18 protein-coding genes are annotated in these 19,916 nt (G+C 32.3%); 13 read left to right on the top strand and 5 right to left on the bottom strand.

Translation table 11 applies throughout. The features are described from left to right. Positions 1-173 precede the first annotated feature (173 nt). From ABD077_RS17855 to ABD077_RS17795, 13 genes are all read left to right on the top strand, one after another. Positions 174-1,223: a sugar-transfer associated ATP-grasp domain-containing protein gene (locus ABD077_RS17855; protein WP_343913603.1), complete on the top strand. Its 1,050-nt coding sequence runs from the start codon at positions 174-176 to the stop codon at positions 1,221-1,223. A 51-nt stretch (positions 1,224-1,274) separates the two neighbouring features. Continuing rightward, positions 1,275-2,558: a phenylacetate--CoA ligase family protein gene (locus ABD077_RS17850; protein ID WP_343913602.1), complete on the top strand. Its 1,284-nt coding sequence runs from the start codon at positions 1,275-1,277 to the stop codon at positions 2,556-2,558. 265 nt (positions 2,559-2,823) lie between these two features. Beyond that, entirely contained in the window at positions 2,824-3,705 is an 882-nt protein-coding gene (locus tag ABD077_RS17845; RefSeq protein WP_343913601.1) for an SDR family oxidoreductase, read from the top strand. A gap of 283 nt (positions 3,706-3,988) precedes the next feature. Further along, positions 3,989-6,856: a M16 family metallopeptidase gene (locus ABD077_RS17840; protein WP_343913600.1), complete on the top strand. Its 2,868-nt coding sequence runs from the start codon at positions 3,989-3,991 to the stop codon at positions 6,854-6,856. A 141-nt stretch (positions 6,857-6,997) separates the two neighbouring features. Next, positions 6,998-8,203, top strand: a complete 1,206-nt coding sequence (locus ABD077_RS17835) for a hypothetical protein (RefSeq protein WP_343913599.1) — start codon at positions 6,998-7,000, stop codon at positions 8,201-8,203. A gap of 155 nt (positions 8,204-8,358) precedes the next feature. Further along, positions 8,359-9,123 carry a ParA family protein gene (locus ABD077_RS17830; RefSeq protein WP_343913598.1) on the top strand — a complete coding sequence of 255 codons (765 nt, stop codon included), beginning with the start codon at positions 8,359-8,361 and terminating at the stop codon, positions 9,121-9,123. A 6-nt stretch (positions 9,124-9,129) separates the two neighbouring features. Then, a complete protein-coding gene (locus ABD077_RS17825) occupies positions 9,130-10,035 on the top strand; it encodes a ParB/RepB/Spo0J family partition protein (RefSeq protein ID WP_343913597.1) in 906 nt (301 codons plus the stop codon). After that, positions 10,025-10,636: a DUF5683 domain-containing protein gene (locus ABD077_RS17820; RefSeq protein ID WP_343913596.1), complete on the top strand. Its 612-nt coding sequence runs from the start codon at positions 10,025-10,027 to the stop codon at positions 10,634-10,636. The genes ABD077_RS17825 and ABD077_RS17820 overlap by 11 nt, the downstream gene beginning before the upstream one ends. Positions 10,637-10,665: 29 nt before the next feature. Next, on the top strand, positions 10,666-11,364 hold the full coding sequence (gene dapB / locus ABD077_RS17815) for a 4-hydroxy-tetrahydrodipicolinate reductase (RefSeq protein ID WP_343913595.1): 699 nt from the start codon (positions 10,666-10,668) through the stop codon (positions 11,362-11,364). Positions 11,365-11,429: 65 nt separating this feature from the next. Next, on the top strand, positions 11,430-13,001 hold the full coding sequence (gene lepB, locus ABD077_RS17810) for a signal peptidase I (RefSeq protein WP_343913594.1): 1,572 nt from the start codon (positions 11,430-11,432) through the stop codon (positions 12,999-13,001). Between the two features lie 53 nt (positions 13,002-13,054). Then, positions 13,055-13,684, top strand: a complete 630-nt coding sequence (locus ABD077_RS17805) for a WbqC family protein (protein WP_343913593.1) — start codon at positions 13,055-13,057, stop codon at positions 13,682-13,684. Beyond that, entirely contained in the window at positions 13,684-13,992 is a 309-nt protein-coding gene (locus tag ABD077_RS17800; RefSeq protein ID WP_343913592.1) for a DUF6122 family protein, read from the top strand. The genes ABD077_RS17805 and ABD077_RS17800 overlap by 1 nt, the downstream gene beginning before the upstream one ends. Before the next feature lie 76 nt (positions 13,993-14,068). Next, positions 14,069-14,842, top strand: coding sequence for a M949_RS01915 family surface polysaccharide biosynthesis protein (locus ABD077_RS17795; RefSeq protein ID WP_343913591.1), 774 nt, complete (start codon positions 14,069-14,071; stop codon positions 14,840-14,842). Between the two features lie 94 nt (positions 14,843-14,936). On the opposite strand, the gene ABD077_RS17790 is transcribed toward ABD077_RS17795, so the two are convergent. From ABD077_RS17790 to ABD077_RS17770, 5 genes are read right to left on the bottom strand one after another with little or no spacing between them, the layout of a single operon-like run. Next, positions 14,937-15,956, bottom strand: a complete 1,020-nt coding sequence (locus ABD077_RS17790) for an endonuclease/exonuclease/phosphatase family protein (protein ID WP_343913590.1) — start codon at positions 15,954-15,956, stop codon at positions 14,937-14,939. A gap of 2 nt (positions 15,957-15,958) precedes the next feature. Then, complete coding sequence (locus ABD077_RS17785; RefSeq protein WP_343913589.1) at positions 15,959-16,858, bottom strand: rhomboid family intramembrane serine protease; 900 nt, start codon at positions 16,856-16,858, stop codon at positions 15,959-15,961. Continuing rightward, positions 16,858-17,646, bottom strand: a complete 789-nt coding sequence (locus ABD077_RS17780) for a rhomboid family intramembrane serine protease (RefSeq protein WP_343913588.1) — start codon at positions 17,644-17,646, stop codon at positions 16,858-16,860. The genes ABD077_RS17785 and ABD077_RS17780 overlap by 1 nt, the downstream gene beginning before the upstream one ends. 6 nt (positions 17,647-17,652) lie before the next feature. After that, a complete protein-coding gene (gene mutL / locus ABD077_RS17775; RefSeq protein ID WP_343913587.1) occupies positions 17,653-19,527 on the bottom strand; it encodes a DNA mismatch repair endonuclease MutL in 1,875 nt (624 codons plus the stop codon). Then, positions 19,528-19,821: a hypothetical protein gene (locus ABD077_RS17770; RefSeq protein ID WP_343913586.1), complete on the bottom strand. Its 294-nt coding sequence runs from the start codon at positions 19,819-19,821 to the stop codon at positions 19,528-19,530. Positions 19,822-19,916: the final 95 nt, after the last annotated feature.

Raw genomic sequence — 19,916 nt, 5'->3', positions numbered from 1 at the left:
GTGTTTTTGGAAATTAAAAATATGGTATACTATGCCATATTAACATGAAGTTTTACGGAGTAAAATAGGGTTAAAAACTATTTTAAAAATAATTATTTATTTACTAAATAAAATAGTTCAAAGTTCGTTCTATAAACAAAGTTTATCGAATTATTCCCCATTTTATTGATAAGATGAAAAAGAAACTTAACCTTTTCATAAGAAGAGTATCTGTTATTATTAATGATGAAAACAGGAAAAGCATTTATCGCATCCTAAAAGAGTCATTACATTTCTGGGTTGTTAAGAAAGAAATACCTTATTTCTATTTTGGAAAATTTTTATATCGAAAAGATGTTTCAAACTATAAAGATTATTTGAGTAGTAAAGAAGTAGATAAAATAACATTATCCAAAAAACTTCATCGGATTCAATTTTCTAAACTCTTAAGAAACAAGCTTTCTTTTGCTTTATTTATGGAGGAAAACAATTTCCCTGTTCCTCAGTTGGTGAGCTATAATCATAAGAATGAATTTTACCTTAATTCACAACCAAATCAAATTGATTCAAAAGATAAACTAATTCAATTTTTTGAGTCTCAATTCAACCAAAATGAAATCAACGGATTATTTCTGAAATCTAACACAGGAATGGGAGGAAAAGGATGCTTTCTTATTAATAGAAGTAACCTCCACAATCAGGTAACAAAATACTATGAGGAAATAGTTAATGATAACTTCGTTCACCAAAAAATAATCGTACAACATCCTAAAATCAATATGATATATCAGCATAGTATTAATACTATTCGTTTCACGACTTATATTGACAAAAATGGAGAAAAACATATCCTATCTGCTTTTATGAGATTTGGAAGTGGAGGCAGTTTTATAGATAACAGTAGTGCAGGTGGAATATGTGTTTCTGTAGATCTAAAAGAAGGAAAACTAAAAGGAAAAAGCCATCAACTGATGAAACATGGAGGAAAGCAGTTAATCAAACATCCTGACTCCAATATCATATTCAATGATTTTCAAATCCCCTATTTTGAAGAATCGAAAGAGTTAGTATTAAGAGCGATTACACTCATCCCTGATCGTATCATTGGTTGGGATATTGCGATAGGAAAAAAAGGACCTATCTTAGTAGAAGGAAATGATAACAATTCTTTAATAACACCAGACATTATCTACGGAGGGTATCTGAAAAATCCAATATTCAAAGAAATTTTAGAAGAAGCTTAATATTATTTTCTTAAAAAATCTCCTGCCCCATTCTAACTGCCCAATATTATTATGTTAAACAACCTACGTAACTTTTTATTCTGGACCATTGACACGCTAACTGGAAGTAAAAAAAAGTCAAATTTTCAGGATATACAATCTTTACTAGAAAATGTTAATTCTAAAACATCTACTAAAAGAAAAAAAGAATATTTAGATGCTATCCTGCAACATGCTATCAATACTGTACCTTATTACAAAAATATGAAACCGCAGATCACAGAATTTCCTGTGATAAACAAAAATATCTTTAGAGAAAATTTCAAAGCATTCCAATCCGAATCTTTTCAAAATGAGAAAAAGAGAACCGTTTCTACAAGTGGTTCTACCGGAACTCCTTTTACTGTTCACCAGGACATATCAAAAACCATCCGTAACACTTCGGATAATCTATACTTTTGGGAGAAAGCTGGATACAATATTGGAGACAAATTATTCTTTTTTAGATTATGGAATGCTTTCGAAAAGAAAAAATCCTTTATCAACTTTGCGCAAAACATTGTACCTATTGATGTTTTTGATCTTACACCTTCTTTTATGGAAAATCTTTTAAAAAACATACAAAAAGGAAAAGGTAATATATGCTTGTTGGGATATGTATCTGCTTTTGAAAAGATATGTAAACATTTGGATAGCACAAATCCAAACTTTCGTTCTAATGCTGTAAAATCTATCATTACGATATCAGAAAAACTCAACGAATACACTAAAGAATCTACAAGCAAATATTTCGGTATAACTCCTATTTCCAGATATTCTAATATAGAAAACGGCATTATTGCACAACAGCCTAATAATAAAAATTATTTTATTATTAATGAAGCTAGTTATTATCTAGAAATACTAAATCTAGAAAATGACGAACAACAACAAAATGGTGCACTTGGAAGAATTGTAATTACAGATCTTTTTAATCAATACAATCCAATGATTCGTTATGATACTGGAGATTTAGGAATGATAGAAGAGATTGATAACAAAAAAGTACTTACCCAAATAACCGGAAGAAAAATTGATGCTATTACTAATACAGATGGCGAAATCATTACATTCAACATTGTTCTCATCGTAAACAAATATTTACAGCTAGCCCAATGCCAATTAATTCAAACAAACCAGAAACACTATACACTAAAACTAAATGCACTACAAAATTTTGAAAAAGAAAACGAACTTATTGCCGATTTCAAAAAGTATTTAGGTGACGATGCTATTATAAAAGTGGAATATGTTTCTGAAATTCCATTATTAGCCTCTGGAAAAAGAAGAGTAATGGTAAATCAGATGATGCAATAATATTAACATCAAAGTGCAAAAAAAATAGCCTAGATTTTGATGTAGATACCCCCTACTTTTGAATGGTACAGCTATGATGATAGCAACCAAATTTTACAATAAAAGATTTAAGATCTATCAAAGGTTTGCTCCTTTATTTATGATATATTTGTTTAAACTGTATTTAAATTAAGATGTTATCACATTTAAAGTATTATGCATGCATAATACTTTAAATATAAATCGTAACTTTCAGCAAAATTATGATATAATAATTCAAAGATATATGAGCTATACGGATAAAATGCTTCGAGATGGAGCGCTAGAAGGAAAAAATATTGTTGTTACTGGTGGCGGTAGTGGACTTGGAAAATCTATGACCAAGTATTTTATGGAACTTGGAGCTAAAGTTGCCATTACATCACGTAATCTAGAAAAATTAGAAGGAACAGCAAAAGAGCTCGAAGCAGAGACAGGAGGAATTTGTCTACCCCTGCAATGTGATGTAAGACATTATGATCAGGTAGAAAACATGAAGAATCAGGTTATTGAAGCTTTTGGAACCGTTGACATTCTTTTAAACAATGCTGCGGGAAACTTCATTTCTCCTACAGAGCGTCTTTCAGCCAATGCTTTTGACACCATCATAGATATTGTTTTAAAAGGAACTAAAAACTGTACCCTTGCCTTTGGTAAACACTGGATTGACACAAAATATGAGAATACTAATGTACTGAACATTGTTACTACGTACGCTTGGACAGGATCTGCTTATGTTGTACCAAGTGCAACCGCCAAAGCTGGAGTTCTTGCTATGACAAGATCTTTGGCAGTAGAATGGGCAAAATACGGAATGAGATTTAATGCTATTGCACCAGGCCCCTTCCCTACCAAAGGTGCTTGGGATCGATTATTACCAGGTGACATGAAAGATAAATTTGATTTATCCAAAAAGGTACCTCTACAACGTCTTGGAGAACATCAAGAATTAGCAAACCTTGCTGCCTATTTAGTTTCTGATTTCTCGGCATATGTAAATGGTGAAGTCATCACATTAGATGGCGGTGAATGGTTGAAAGGTGCAGGTCAATTTAACTTATTAGATCAAGTTCCTGAACAAATGTGGGATATGCTCGAAGCAGCAATTCGTGCTAAAAAGAATAAATAAATCCCTACAAAGATTTTAAAATCTTATATAAACTGGATACCATGAAAATGATATCCAGTTTTTTTATTTACAAAAGAGGGTAACAAATTGCAGTATAACGACACTTACTTATGGAATCATATAATTCTAATACTACTTTAGATTGGAAAACATATATTTCATATACTCTATCTGGAAATAGTTATCACCAAAACATTCAACTAAAATAATAGTTGAATTATAAAAGTTTTCCTATTTTTAGACAATTACTGAAACAAATTAATTCATATTTTACAAATCATCTATGACTAGAAAAAAAATCTTTAATGTATTCTTAGGAGTATTTCTATGGTGTTTACCGCTCTTGGGAATTGCACAAACGACAGCGGATAAAGAACTAAAAACCTCTGCTCAACTTAAAAACAATGCTAAAATTCCAGTTGACCCTGATGTGAAAGTTGGAAAATTAGAAAATGGCCTAACTTATTATATAAGAAACAACGGCAAACCAGAAGATAAAGTAGAATTGAGACTTGTTGTAAATGCTGGTTCCATTCTAGAAAATGAAAAGCAACTAGGATTAGCTCATTTTATGGAACATATGAACTTTAATGGCACCAAAAACTTCAAGAAAAATGATTTGGTAGACTATCTACAAACTATTGGAGTAAAATTCGGTGCAGACCTAAATGCATATACTAGTTTTGACCAAACAGTTTATATCTTACCTATCCCAAGTGATGATCCAGAAAAGTTAGAAAAAGGATTTCAGATTATAGAAGATTGGGCACACAATGCAGAGCTTACAGAAGAAGGTATAGACGATGAGAGAGGTGTAGTTTTAGAGGAATATAGAATAGGAAAAGGAGCTGATGAACGTATGCTTAAGCAATACCTACCAATTATAGCATATAACTCTAAATATTCTGAACGTTTACCTATCGGAACTAAAGAGGTCCTAGAAAATTTTAAATACGAAGACGTAAGAAGTTTTTATAAAGATTGGTATAGACCAGATTTAATGGCAGTTGTTGCTGTGGGAGATCTAGATGTTGCTACATTAGAGAAGAAAATAAAGGATCATTTTGGTGGCATAAAGATGCCTAAGAATCCTCCAAAAAGAGAAGTTTTTGATACTCCTAACCACGAAGAAACGCTAATAGCTGTTGCTTCTGACAAAGAAGCCTCTAATTCTATTGTTAGAATCATGTATAAAGATAAGGAGTTAAGTACTCCAATGTCTAATGAAAATGATTACAGAAATCAATTGATTAAATCCATCTTTAGTCAAATGATGAATAATCGTTTGGATGAATTACGTAACACTCCTAACCCGCCTTTTGTATTTGCTTTTAGTAGTCATAGTGGAACTTTTGCTCGCAACCGCAAAGCATATCAATCATTTGCCATGACTCCAGAAACTGGACAATTAAATGCGCTAAAGGTTATTTTACAAGAAAATAAGCGCGTTCAAGAATATGGATTTAAACAAGGAGAGTTAGAACGTGCAAAAAAGGATATCGTTGCTCGTTGGGAAAAACAGTTTAAAGATAGAGACAAAAGAGAATCAGGCAGAATTGTGGGAGAGTATATAAACAACTTTTTGGTACAGGAACCTATTCCTGGAATTGAATGGGAGTATAAGTATACGATGGAGCAGCTACCTACAATTACATTAAAGGAAGCAAATAGTCTCATTAAAAACTTCATACATGATGACAATCGAGCTGTTGTCATGACAGGTCCTGAAAAAGAAGGACTAAAGAAAGTTACTAAAGAAGAAATATTAAGCCTTCTTGAAGAGGTAAAGAATGCTCCTATTGAAGATTATAAAGACAAAAAGGTTAGAGAAAATTTATTAGAAAAAGTGCCTACTCCTGGAAAAATAGTTTCTTCGGATTACAATAAGGAATTAGATGCGACCACACTAACGCTAAATAATGGTGCTAAAATCATCTATAAAAAAACAGATTTTAAAAATGATGAAATTCTGTTTTCTGCATTTAGTTATGGAGGGAGCTCTCTATTCTCTACAGAAGATTATCTTCAAATAGCTCATGGACTAGGAAGTATTGCTCAAACAGGATTAGGAGGGTTATCACTAAACGACATGAATAAGGTAATGGCTGGTAAAATTGCCAGAGTACGCCCTTATATTAGCTCATTATCCGAAGGTTTTAATGGATCAACAACACCAAAAGATTTGGAAACCCTATTCCAACAAGTACATCTATACTTTACAGATGTAAACAAGGATGAAAAAGCTTTTAGATCAGATCAAGCAAAAACAAAAGGTTTTTTGGCAAATTACTTGTCTAATCCTCAAAACTATTTCCGCGAAGAATTTGGAAAGTTCCAATTTGGAAAAAATCCAAGGTATATAGGATTTCCAACTGCAGAAAAATTAGATGCTACAAATTACGATTTAGCTTATCAGAAATATAAAGAACGATTTGCTGGAGCTGGAGGTTTTAATTTTTACTTTGTCGGAAACATTGATGAAGAAAAATTAAAGTCATATGCAGAGAAATATATAGGAAGTTTACCGGATACCGGAAAAGAAGAAACCTATAAAACAAGTGATTTTAGGCCACTTTCTGGTGCGCACGAAAAAACAATCTACAAAGGAACTGATCCTAAAAGTATGGTAAACATTATTTGGAGAGGAGAAACCCCGTATAATAAATCGGAAAGTCTTTCTATTGCTGCTTTAGGAGAAATTCTTAGTATTAAATTAATCGAAAAACTGCGTGAAGAAGAAGGTGGAGTTTATGGTGTTGGTGCCAGAGGCAATATGTACAAAATAGGACCTTCTGGTGGATATAGTGGATATCGTTTTTCTATATCTTTCCCTTGCGGTCCTGAAAATGTAAAAAAACTTACAGATGCTGCCATAGCAGAAGTTAAGAAAGTCATTAAAGATGGCCCTACAGCAAAAGATTTAGCAAAAATCAAAGAATCTAGATTATTGGATTACAAAGAAAGTAGCAAACAAAATTCTTTTTGGCTGTCTAACTTACAAAATGCCGATTACAATAAAATCCCATTTGAAAGCAAAGAAAGTTATACGGAGGCTGTTGAGAAATTAACAATAAAAGACATTCAGGATGTTGCCAAAAAATATGTCGATGCTGGATATATATTGGGAGTATTGATGCCAGAAAAAAAATAAATTTCACCTATTAATCATCCACAAGGTCGTCAGTTACAACTGATGGCCTTTTTGTTTTTCTATTTCTAAATAAAAATATCAGTTTTTGAGGTAACAAAATTAACCCTAGTTACACTAAAAAGAAACGACAAACAAAATAACATGAAAAACAATATTACAATTCTTATCATCTTTTTAACAAGTATAATGAGCTTTGGTCAAAACAAATTTGAGCCAGGAGTTATTGTGCTCAAAAATGGACAAGAAAAAAAAGGACTAATTCAATTTATTCGAAAAGTAAATGAGAATAAAATTTGGTACAAAACATCAGAAAATGATGAGTTAGTATCTTTTACTTCTAATCAAGTTAATTTTTACACTTTTGATAAAATTAATAAAAAAGTAACCTCACAAACCTTAAACTTAAGAACTGTTTTTATGGAAGTTCTAATTGAAGGAAAAGCAGATCTTCTATTTTATAGAGATGAAAATAAGAATAATCATTTTTTTTTAAAATCAAAAAAGTCAGATTTAAAAGAACTTAAAGTTCAAAAAAGAATTAGTAATAATAAAAATTTCATTTTTAAAGAATTTATAGGAATTTTAAATTTGGAATTTAACGATTGTAACGATATTTCCAAAGAAATTAATTCAACCAAATTTAGTTTAAAAGGTCTTGCAAAAACTTTTAAAGCTTATAATAATTGTGTGAATGAGTTAGGTTTTGTTTCTGAAAGAATAGGAAGAAAAGCAATACAGTCAATAAACATCTCTGTAGGATATAATTTTGCATCTATTAAGGAAAGTGCTCCAAATTTAAGAGGCAGAGATTTTGCTAGCTCATCTAATCCCGTTTTAGGATTAGAATATTCTTACAATCCAAATTTCTTCAATTCTCATTTATCATTCAATATTGGCCTAAACTATAATGAAATAAATACTGATGGAGAATATGTACGCAGTAATATTTTTTCAAGAAATTTTGAAACAACACGGGTTAATCTTAAGCTATTAAATATAAAACTGGGGGCTCAATATTTTCTATTCGAAACTAGAAAAAAAATCAACCCAGTTCTAGGAGTTTATTATATAAACAGCAGAATACTTAATAAAGATGATGCATATTTAAGAATTAATGAGGATGGAGACCAAGAATTTCTTTATAGTGATGGACCAACAAACATTGTGGGATCCACTTCGGGATTCGGACTTGAGATCGGAGCTGATTTCTTAATTTCTACAAAATCATCGATTCAATTTAGAGCTGGTTATGAAAATATAGGTGATTTTCTAGAAAACATAGACAGTAATTATCCAATTCAGTCATATTTTTTTAAATTAGGTTATAGTCTTAATTTGAATAAATAAGGAATCAATCAAAAAATTTAAAAAATACTTATTAATGCTCTATAAGGTCGTCAGTTACAACTGACGACCTTTTTTATTAAACACTGTTAACATTTTTCATTTTTATAATGTATAATTAATTGTATTTTTATCGCTTAAAATCCAAATCTCCCCCTATGGGTAAAATAATAGCGATTGCCAATCAAAAGGGTGGTGTTGGTAAAACAACCACCTCTGTAAATTTAGCAGCTTCTCTAGGAGTACTAGAGAAAAAAGTGTTACTAATAGACGCCGATCCACAAGCGAATGCTACATCTGGATTAGGTTTAGATGTTGAAAGTATCGAAAAAGGAACTTATCAAATCCTCGAGCATACAATCAATCCTTCTGAAGCTATATTAGAAACCACTTCTCCGAATGTAGATATTATACCAGCTCATATTGATCTGGTTGCTATTGAAATTGAATTGGTGGATAAGGATGAAAGAGAATATATGCTGAAAAAAGCTGTAAATGACCTAAAGTCGGAATATGATTATATTTTAATCGATTGCGCTCCTTCATTAGGACTTTTAACGCTAAATGCACTTACAGCTTCAGATTCGGTAATTATTCCTATCCAATGTGAATATTTTGCGCTTGAGGGATTAGGCAAATTATTAAACACAATCAAGAGTGTTCAAAAAATTCATAATGAACAACTTGATATCGAAGGATTGTTATTAACTATGTATGATTCTAGATTACGTTTATCTAATCAAGTAGTTGAAGAAGTACAGAAGCATTTCAATGAAATGGTGTTTAAAACAATCATTCAGAGAAATATACGTTTAAGTGAAGCCCCAAGTTATGGTGAGAGTATAATTAATTATGATGCTGCTAGTAAAGGAGCTAGTAATTATTTAAGTTTGGCGCACGAGATTATAAAGAAAAATAGTTAAGGATTTATGGCGAAGGCAACGAAAAAACAGGCTTTAGGAAGAGGATTATCAGCTTTATTGAAAGATCCTGAAAATGATATAAAATCAGCAGAAGATAAAAATGCTGATAAAGTTGTTGGAAATATTATAGAATTAGACTTGGGAAGTATTGATGTAAATCCTTTCCAACCACGTACAAGTTTTAATGACGAAACACTTCAGGAGCTAGCTACCTCCATCAAAGAAATTGGCGTAATTCAGCCAATAACAGTTCGTAAATTAGACTTTGACAAATACCAGCTAGTCAGTGGTGAAAGACGTTTTCGTGCTTCTAAACTAGTAGGACTTAAAACGATACCTGCTTATATACGTATTGCCGACGATCAGGAATCTCTTACTATGGCACTGGTTGAAAACATTCAGCGTCAGGATTTAGATCCCATAGAGATTGCATTATCATATCAAAGATTAATAGACGAAATTAAGTTAACTCAAGAACAATTAAGTGATCGTGTTGGTAAAAAGAGATCAACTATTGCTAATTACCTAAGACTGTTAAAATTAGATCCTATTGTACAAACTGGTATTAGAGATGGGTTTATCTCAATGGGACACGGAAGAGCTTTAATTAATGTAGAAAGCAAACAACAACAGTTAGATATCTACGAAAAAATTATTGGAGATTCTTTATCGGTTCGTAACACTGAAAAATTAGTTAGGTCTTTAAACAATAAAGAAGAAAAACCTGCTACTGAAAAAACTGAACAAAAAGCGCCACAATATATTTTGAAAGGGATCAAAGATTTTTCGGAATATTTTGGAGCTAAAATAGATGTTAAAGTTTCCAGTAATGGACGAGGGAAATTAATCATCCCTTTTTCTTCTGAAGAAGATTTTAAACGCCTAAAGAAACTTATTGATAGTGAAAATTAAATCCATTTATATCGTTTTATTCTTATGCTGTTTTGTTCATAACATTTTCGCTCAAGAAGAAGATAATAATGAAAACGAAGAGCTAAAAGTAGTTACTGAAGAAGTTGCTGTTAAAAAAAAGAGAAAAAGAAATAAAAAGATTAAACCTTATGAACCTCTTGCTCCCGCAAGAGCTGCTTTTTATTCTGCGGTATTACCAGGTTTAGGTCAAGCATATACTGGAAAGTATTGGAAAATTCCTATTGTGTATGGAGCCTTAGGAGCTGGTATCTACTTTTACACCTTTAATAATGATCAATATACAGAAGCACGAGATTTTTATAAAGGAAGGTTGGCAGGAATCCCTGATGATCCCAGCAATAGATTAAGTGTCCTAACCGATGAGCAGTTAATTGATCGACAACGTAGATTTAGGAGAGATCAGGAATTATCAATACTAATTACCGCGGGCCTATATGTATTAAATATTATAGATGCTAATGTTACTGCGCATTTGCAACAATTTAATGTTTCAAAAGACCTGACTTTTCAACCCAAAATAAATATTAACGAATTTGATTACACCCCTAGTTATGGAATGTCATTAAATTATAGTTTTTAGATTTTAATTAGAATACAACCACCAAAAATATGAATATTGCTCTTTTAGGATATGGTAAGATGGGGAAAACCATTGAAAAAATTGCGACCGAAAGAGGTCATAACATTGTACTTACCGTAGACAAAGATGATACAGAGTATGATATCTCTGTTGCCGATATCGCTATTGATTTCAGCATTCCTTCGGCCGCCGTTGATAATATCACCAAATGTTTTGCAGCTGGTGTTCCAATCGTTTCTGGAACTACTGGTTGGTTAGATCATTATGATGAAATTATCAGCTTATGTAAAGAAAAAAATGGTGGCTTTATTTATGCCTCCAATTATAGTCTTGGGGTAAATCTTTTTTTTGAATTGAATAAAAAACTTGCCAAGATGATGCATCCTGTAGAAGGATACAATATTCATATGGAAGAAATTCATCATACTCAAAAGCTTGATGCACCAAGTGGTACCGCAATAACATTAGCAGAAGGAATCATCGAAAATAGTGCTAAAACTAATTGGCAATTAGACCAAGGCGATGACAAAACAATTCCTATCGTTGCAAAAAGAATAGAAAATGTTCCAGGAACACATACTGTAACCTACACCTCTGCCGTTGATGATATTGAAATTAAACATACCGCTCATAATCGTCAGGGATTTGCTTTAGGCGCCGTAATTGCAGCAGAATGGCTTGTCGGTAAAACGGGTGTTTATGGAATGAAAGACGTTTTAGGAATATAAACTAAACTAATAAAAAGTGTAACACTTTTTGTGTTACTTATACTTATACTAAAAAAACACATAGAATGACACTATCGGAATGGTTAATTTTTTTCTTTGTTATCCAAGTAATACACTTCTTGGGAACATGGAAATTATATGTTAAAGCAGGAAGGAAAGTTTGGGAAGCAGGGGTACCTGTTTACAATGCTGTGGTACTAATGAAAATAATTAATCGTCCTTTGTGGTGGGTAATTTTATTGTTTATTCCTGTAATTAATGTAATTATGTTACCTGTTATCTGGGTGGAAACCATCAGGAGTTTTGGAAAAAACACTACCGCAGACACGATATTGGTAATAGCTACTTTAGGATTTTACATCTATTATGTGAATTATATGCTCGATGTAACTCACATTCCGGAAAGAGACTTGAAACCCAAAACGGGAACGGGAGAATGGATTAGTTCTATTCTATTTGCGGTTGTAGCAGCTACTCTGGTACACACCTATTTCATGCAACCTTATACCATTCCAACCGGTTCCTTAGAAAGAACTTTATTAGTAGGAGACTTCTTATTCGTAAGTAAATTTCATTACGGTGCCAGAACACCTATGACATCCGTTTCATTTCCTATGGTGCATGATACGATACCATTGGTAAAAACTAAATCCTACAATAGCGATATTCAATATCCATATTTTAGACTACCAGGTTTTCAGAAAATTAAACGTAATGATATTGTAGTATTCAGCTGGCCAGTGGACACAGTAAGATTCTTTAGAGACCCTTCTGGAATTCATGTTTATAAACCTATCGATAAAAAGTCTAATTACGTAAAACGATGCGTAGGAGTGCCTGGTGATTCTTTATCGGTAGTGGATGGATATGTACATATAAATGGAAAACAAACCGAATTACCAGATCGAGCGGATATTCAGTTTACTTATTCTTTTAAGAAAAAAGGAGGTGATTTTACCCAAGATGTATTATATGACCGTTATAAAATAAAACCTGGTGAAATTGGTTTTGACGGAAACCTGCAGCGTCCTTTTGTGTTCTTGACAAAGGAAAATGCTGAAAAGTTCAAAAATAAGCCAGGAGTTTCTGAATTAAAAAGGAGAATACAACCAAAAGGAGAAAAAGATCCTAATATCTTTCCTAATAACGGAAAAGTTAACTGGAATAACGACAACTTTGGCCCTATCTATATTCCTGAAGAGGGAAAAACGGTAAAAATAGATCTAAAGAGTTTTTCGTTATACCGAAGAATTATAGAAGTTTATGAAGGTTCTGAAATGGGAATTGAGAATAAACTAACCGTAAAAGGATCTCAAATACTACTTAACGGAAACCCTATAGATAGCTACACCTTTAAACAAGATTATTATTGGATGATGGGAGACAACCGTCATAACAGTGAAGATAGTAGAACTTGGGGGTATGTCCCTGCGAATCATGTGGTAGGGAAACCAGTATTCGTATGGATGAGCTGGGATAGTAACGCTAACGGATTTTTAAATAAAATAAGATGGAAACGTTTGTTTACAACTGTTGGAGGTAATGGAGAACCCGTTTCTTATTTCTATTATTTCTTAATTGCATTAGTGGGCTGGATTGGATTTAGTCAGTATAGAAAAAGAAAAAAAGCATCATAATTGCTACTAACAACCCTACTGATCATTTATTAAGAAAACTTAAGTTCACAACCTTGAAAACTGTTCTACTACATCCTATGTATTTTGGATCTATTGCGCAGTACGCTGCCATGTCTCAAAATGATACTATTATTTTTGAAAACCATGATAACTACCAAAAACAAACGTATCGCAATAGAACGTATATTTATGGAGCAAATGGTAAACTACTATTAACCATACCGATCAAACACACTGGCAAACACGGTAATGGTAAACAATTGTATAAAGATGTAAGAATAGAAAATGAATTTCAATGGCAGTCACTACATTGGAAATCCATACAAACAGCATATAGAACCTCTCCTTTTTTCGAGTATTATGAAGATGAACTAGCTTCTCTTTTTGAAAAAAAGAAAGATTATCTTTTAGATTTTAATTATGAGTGCATGGAAGCAGTTAGCGATTGTTTACAATTGGAGGTAAACTATTCTAAAACAGCAACTTTTCTAAAAGAATACAGTGATTTAACCGACCAAAGGAATCTTGTAAATGCCAAAAAAGACAAGCTCCATACATTATCATCGTACATCCAGGTATTTTCTGAAAAACATGGATTTATCTCTAACCTTTCAATTTTGGATTTATTATTCAATGAAGGGACCAATGCTATTACATATTTAGAAAATCAAATGATTCATTGATGTATCGTTTTATGATACATTATGGTTTTCATTTTATGATCCCTTTAGGGATTGCTTTTATTTTTTATCCTAAAAAATGGAAATCAGTGTATTTTATTTTTCTTTCCGCAATGCTGATAGACCTAGATCATTTGGCAGCAGATCCAATTTTTGATCCTAATCGATGCAGTGTTGGATTTCATTTTTTACATAATACATACGCTATAATTTTCTACAGCATTTTATTATTTTTCAACAGAACTAGAATCTTTGGCATTGCTCTATTATGGCATATTATTACAGATTTAGTTGATTGCCAGATGATATAAGGCTATAATTAGAAAATATTTTTTAATTTTAATACAGAATAAATTGTAATCAATTTTATTAATCCCCCTTATATCTATGAATAAATTTTTACTAGTTGTTACCATCTTATTTATTATTTCTTGTGGAAACAAAAAAAAAGAAGCTGATGAAAACACTTCAAAATCGGATGCTACAGCAGCTGCAAATGCCCTTCCAATAGAAAAATATAGTTCGATAGCCATCGATACTTTTTTAGTAAGAAAATTACCTAAGAAAGAGATGAATGCTAAGTTTAATACAAACAGACAAATTCAATTAGGTATTTCTAATGATCTATATCAAGCATATTCCTATAATGATAAATCTGGAGTATATTATTTTCTTCTAACCGATCATGTTAAAAATGTAACTGAGAAAAACGATACGCTATATGATAATGTTTACGCAATGAGCGTTAGAGTGGACAATAACAAATTCAAGAAGAGATCTACAATAAAAGGAGAAATTGATAATCAATGGGAAACTTCCATCGGTTTCTGGAATCAATACTCGCAATTATTTGATTATGATGGAGACGGATCAGTGGATCCAATCGTTGTATACGGCACAACGACTGAGAACAACTATGTGGATGGTAGAGTACGAATTTTAGCATATCATAACAAACGAAGAATAACGATCAAACATCAAAATAGTGAAATTGCGGATGGCCGAATTACAAAAATCAATAAGAAACTTTATACATTTCCTGCCCCTATACAAGAAGCTGTAAAAGAAACTATGAGAAAAATGGTTAAAAATGGTCATGCGGTATTTGCAGATGACTGGGAGAAAAGTATGGAAAATCAGGCTGTCCGTTTAGGAAACTAACTACCTGAATTGAATTGATTTGTTTTCTATACAAGAACGAGCAATAGTTGTAATATTTTCATAAAATCTTAGAAAACTAATTACTCTCTATAAACTACAAACTAATTTTTGAAGATATAGGGTAATGATCGGAAAGTTCTACATCATAACTTTTAAAACTGATCACTTCTGCGTCATCTGGCACTAGAATAAAATCAATTCTAGCAGGAAATAACTCAAAGTTAAATGTTTTTCCAAACCCACGACCAGCTTCCTTAAAAGTGTCTTGTAAATCTTCAGATTTGATCTTGTCATAAATATAGGAATAAGCAGTATTATTAAAATCACCCATCACAATATTTCTATAAGGAGATGATTTTAAATGCGCAATTAACTGCTCTGTTTGACTTTGCTGCTTTTTAAAAGAAGTCTGAATCCGTTTTAGTAACTTTTGAGAGTCTGCCTTTGTAAGGTCATCGGTCTTAGAGCTAATACCATGTGACTGCAAATGAACATTATAAACTCTTACCGTATCCGTTGGAGTGACTACATCCGCAAAAATTACATTATTAGCAGTATTCTCAAAATTTAAGGATCCCTTCTTCACAAAAGGGTATTTAGAAAATATTACCAATGCTAATTCTTGACTTCGATGATGAAAGTAATCGTATTTGTAAGGATATTGCTTAAAATCTATGTTTGGATTGTTATAAAATTCCTGTACACAAAAAATATCTGGATTCTCTTTTTTAATAAACTCAGAAATATCTTTAGGGATCTCTTCAGAATCTATCCATTTAAATCTATTAAATACATGAACATTAAAAGTTAATAACGAAAGGGCATCCTTGGTATCTTCGGCTAAGCTTTTACCTCTTAATCTATATAAGGAAGTAACATGTGAAATCCCTAACAATAAAACTATTAATGATAACAACATCTTACGCTTAAACAATATTGCCCAGTATAAAAAGAACAATACGTTAACCACTATTAAGATAGGTACTGCTAGGCTTAGAACAGATAATAAGGGAAAGGTCTGTGGGGATACATAAGGAAGTAAATAAGACATTAGCAGAGCGAAAGCCACCAAAGAATTAATAAAGAATATAATCTTATTAACTACCTTTCTCATAATTAATCTTTCCCTGCTTTAAACAAGAAATCTTTTTCTTGTTTGGTAAGGCTATCATAACCGCTTCTGCTTATTTTATCTAGTATAGCATCGATTTCTTCCTGATTAGGGTTTTTATTTTTTGATGATGAATTTGTTACCTGTGTTTTAGATTTTTTTGTTTTTTTAGCTTTATGCACTGTTTTTAAGGGACTTTTCTTTTTAGGTTTAAACATGGAAACTACAGCATCCATAAATTTTTCGAAACCACTACCAATGTCATTTCCTTTTTTAAGCTGAATAGCATATAGATATCCAAATAACGCTCCTCCAAGATGCGCTATATGTCCTCCTGCATTACCTGCTGGTATTTGAATAATATCCAAAACCACAAAAAAAGCAGCAATCCACCAGAATTTTACACTACCAATAAACATTAAACGAACGGACATATGAGGTATATAACTCGCTACAGCAATTAATATTGCCATTACTGAAGCAGACGCTCCTAACAACACAGAACTACCAACTTCGGAGAACACAGGAAATACATTATAAGATAACATATATAGTAATGCTCCGAAAATTGCTCCAAGGAAATAAACAGTTAAAACTCTTTTTTCTGTAAGATACGAAACAAAATATCTTCCAGAAAAATAGAGAATAATCATATTAGATGCTAGATGCCAAAACCCACTATGCAGGAAAGCGTAGGTAATAATAGACCAAGGCTTGAGTATAAACTCACCTAATTCCTTAGGAAAAACAAACCAATCCATTAGAAAATCGCTGGACGCTTCAAAGAGATACGCAAATGTATTAATAAGGTAAAAACTAACGAATACAATTACATTAATTACTATTAACTTTTCAACTATTGAAAAGTTCCTAAATTTCAATTTTAAATCGTCTATCTGTGACATTAGTTCCAACGATTTTGATTAAACGAATTCTTTTTCCAATACCATACCATCACAAATCCAAATAATGCTCCTCCTAAGTGTGCTAAATATGCCGTATTCGAAGGACTAAAAATTGAATATCCTGATAACATTGAAAACAAATCTAGCAAGAGAATACCAGGAATAAAATATTTTGCTTTAATAGGCACCGGAAGAAACAACAACATCAAAGGAGTTTCTGGGAACAAAACTCCGAATGCTACCAATACACCCATCAAAGCACCAGAAGCACCTACTAGAGTACCAATATAATTTCCTGCTAAGTTTTGAAGCCCCTTTTCTCCTAAAACCTGCTCCCATTGCGGACTATATCTACCATTATTCAACAATTCTATAATTGACTCTTTACTATATCCTGCATTAATTAAATTGGATAATTCTGCTTGAAACTGAAAATAATCCCATCCTGCATGAATAAAAAGGGCTCCCAAACCTGCTGAAATGTAAAAAAACACAAATCTCTTTGTTCCTAAAAAACGCTCTACAGGAGTTCCAAACATCCATAACCCAAACATATTAAACAGAATATGCTGAAAATATATACTTTCTCCTCCTCCAGGAGTTTGGACATATCCTGCATGCATAAACATATGTGTTAAAATCTGCCAAGGCTTAAACAAATCGCTAGTTACGAAATGATAGGCAAAAAGATTTTCGAACAATGCCCCTCTTGCTATAGATAATGTACCAATCCAAAAGAGTACATTTATAATTAGAATATGCTTTACTGCTGGTGATATCCCTCTCATATATTTTTAAAATTTTTTATCAATATCATCGACCGTTAACGTGATGAAGGTTGGCTTGTTATCGGGTGTAATTGTTGGTTCTGTACAAGCAAAAAGACTATTTGCAATATATTGCTGCTGTTCTTTAGGAAGCGCTATTCCTGTTTTAACAGCAATACTTCCAGAAATTGATCTGACCAAAAGATCGGTTAATGAAAAACCACTATCTGGTACTTCCTGTTCTATATCATTAATTAGCTTTTCTAATAATACCGAAACTTCACTCTCAGTGGTTGCAGTAGGTATACCAGAAATAGACACATCCGTATCTGTAATTTCGCCAAATACAAAACCTGTATTTTCTAAATGCTCTCGTACTTCTTTTAAAATTTGCATCTCTTGCTTAGAAAAAGATAATTTTAAAGGAAATAGTAATTGCTGACTAACTGCACTTGCCATGGTGATGTTTCGCAACACCTCTTCATATAGCACTCTATAATGTGCTCGATTCTGATGTATAATCACCATACCACTTTTGATAGTCGTAACGATATACTTTCTTCTTAGCTGATAGGTAATATGGTGTTCTAACTCTGCCTCCTGATCCGCATTAAACAAAGAGCCTGTTACTTCAGAGCTTTCAAATTCCATAGAGGTAAAATCATTCTCTAAAGGTTTCGAAGAAGTCTCTGGAGTTTCTAAACCAGTATATAAATTCTCCCAACTTCCAGCAGATTCTTTCTTAAAACTTGTATAACTTTTAGAAGAAGACGATGAACTTTCTTTCTGATCATCTTTAAATGGATTAAAACTTCTATCTACCTCTATAGTTGGTGTCTTTATCATCTTACTTTTATACTCATATGGAGTATCCATAGAAGCATCTCTATTAAAATCTAATATTGGTGCTACATTAAACTGTCCCAAACTATGTTTTATCGTAGAACGTAACATAGCATACAATGCATGCTCATCATCGAACTTAATTTCGGTCTTTGTAGGGTGAATATTAATATCTATAGATTTAGGATCTACAGTAAGATATATAAAATAGCTTGGGTGTGTTTTTTCTTTTAGCAAACCTTCAAATGCGGAATTTACACCATGATTGAGGTAAGCGCTTTTAATAAAACGATTATTTACAAAGAAAAACTGTTCTCCTCGCGTACGTTTAGCAAATTCAGGTTTACACACAAAACCAGTAATTTTTACTAAATCTGTTTCTTCCTCTACAGGAACTAATTTTTCATTCGTTTTCGCTCCAAAAATATGTACGATTCGCTGTCGATAATTTGTGACAGGTAGACTAAAAACCTCACTACCATTGTGGTACATATCAAACTTAATATCTGCATGCACCATAGCAACCCTATGAAATTCATCGATAATATGACGTAACTCTACTGCATTTGACTTTAGAAAATTACGTCTTGCCGGGATATTATAAAATAGATTCTTAACGCTAATCGAAGTCCCTTTCGGAGTTACACAAACTTCTTGTGACACTACTTCGCTTCCTTCTATTCTTATTTCTGTCCCTACCTCATCTTTTTCTTGCTTGGTCTTTAACTCCACATGGGCGATAGCCGCTATAGAAGCCAATGCTTCTCCTCTAAACCCTTTGGTATTTAACTGAAAAAGATCTTCAGCATTTTTTATTTTGGAAGTAGCATGACGCTCAAAACTTAATCTGGCGTCGGTTACACTCATTCCCATACCATCATCAATCACTTGGATGAGCGTTTTTCCAGCTTCTTTAATAATTAGTTTGATATGTGAAGCCTTTGCATCAATAGCATTTTCTAATAATTCTTTGACTACAGAGGCTGGTCGTTGCACTACTTCTCCCGCAGCTATTTGGTTTGCTACGTGATCCGGTAATAGTTGGATAATATCTGACATTTATTGTCCGGCAGTAAATATGGATAAATCAAAATCAATTAAATATAAAAAAATGAAAGTCAACACTAAGGCAATAAGAATTACTCGTTTATTAAATTCTCTATTTCCTCTATTACGACTTGCTTTTCTATCTTCACTCCATTGAGAACCAAAATCAATAGCATTTCGTGTATCGCGATATTTAGTAATTCTATTTTCGAAATCATAGATATTTCCTTCACTCTTACCCTTATAATATCTAGGAGTATAGTTATATCTTCGATTTGTTTTTCTTTTAGGGATACTTAATTTCACGTGTTGCTCCTTTCTTTTTATATTATCCAAATATACTTAAAATGCATAGCAATCTAAAGCTTTTAGCATTACAATAACATCGAATATATCAAAGA

Origin of the sequence: Aquimarina litoralis, assembly GCF_039523995.1 — a bacterium.
In the GTDB taxonomy this organism is placed as follows: Bacteria; Bacteroidota; Bacteroidia; order Flavobacteriales; family Flavobacteriaceae; genus Aquimarina; species Aquimarina litoralis.
The sequence above is the reverse complement of the archived record's forward strand: the minus strand, read 5'-3'. Positions and strand labels throughout refer to the sequence as shown.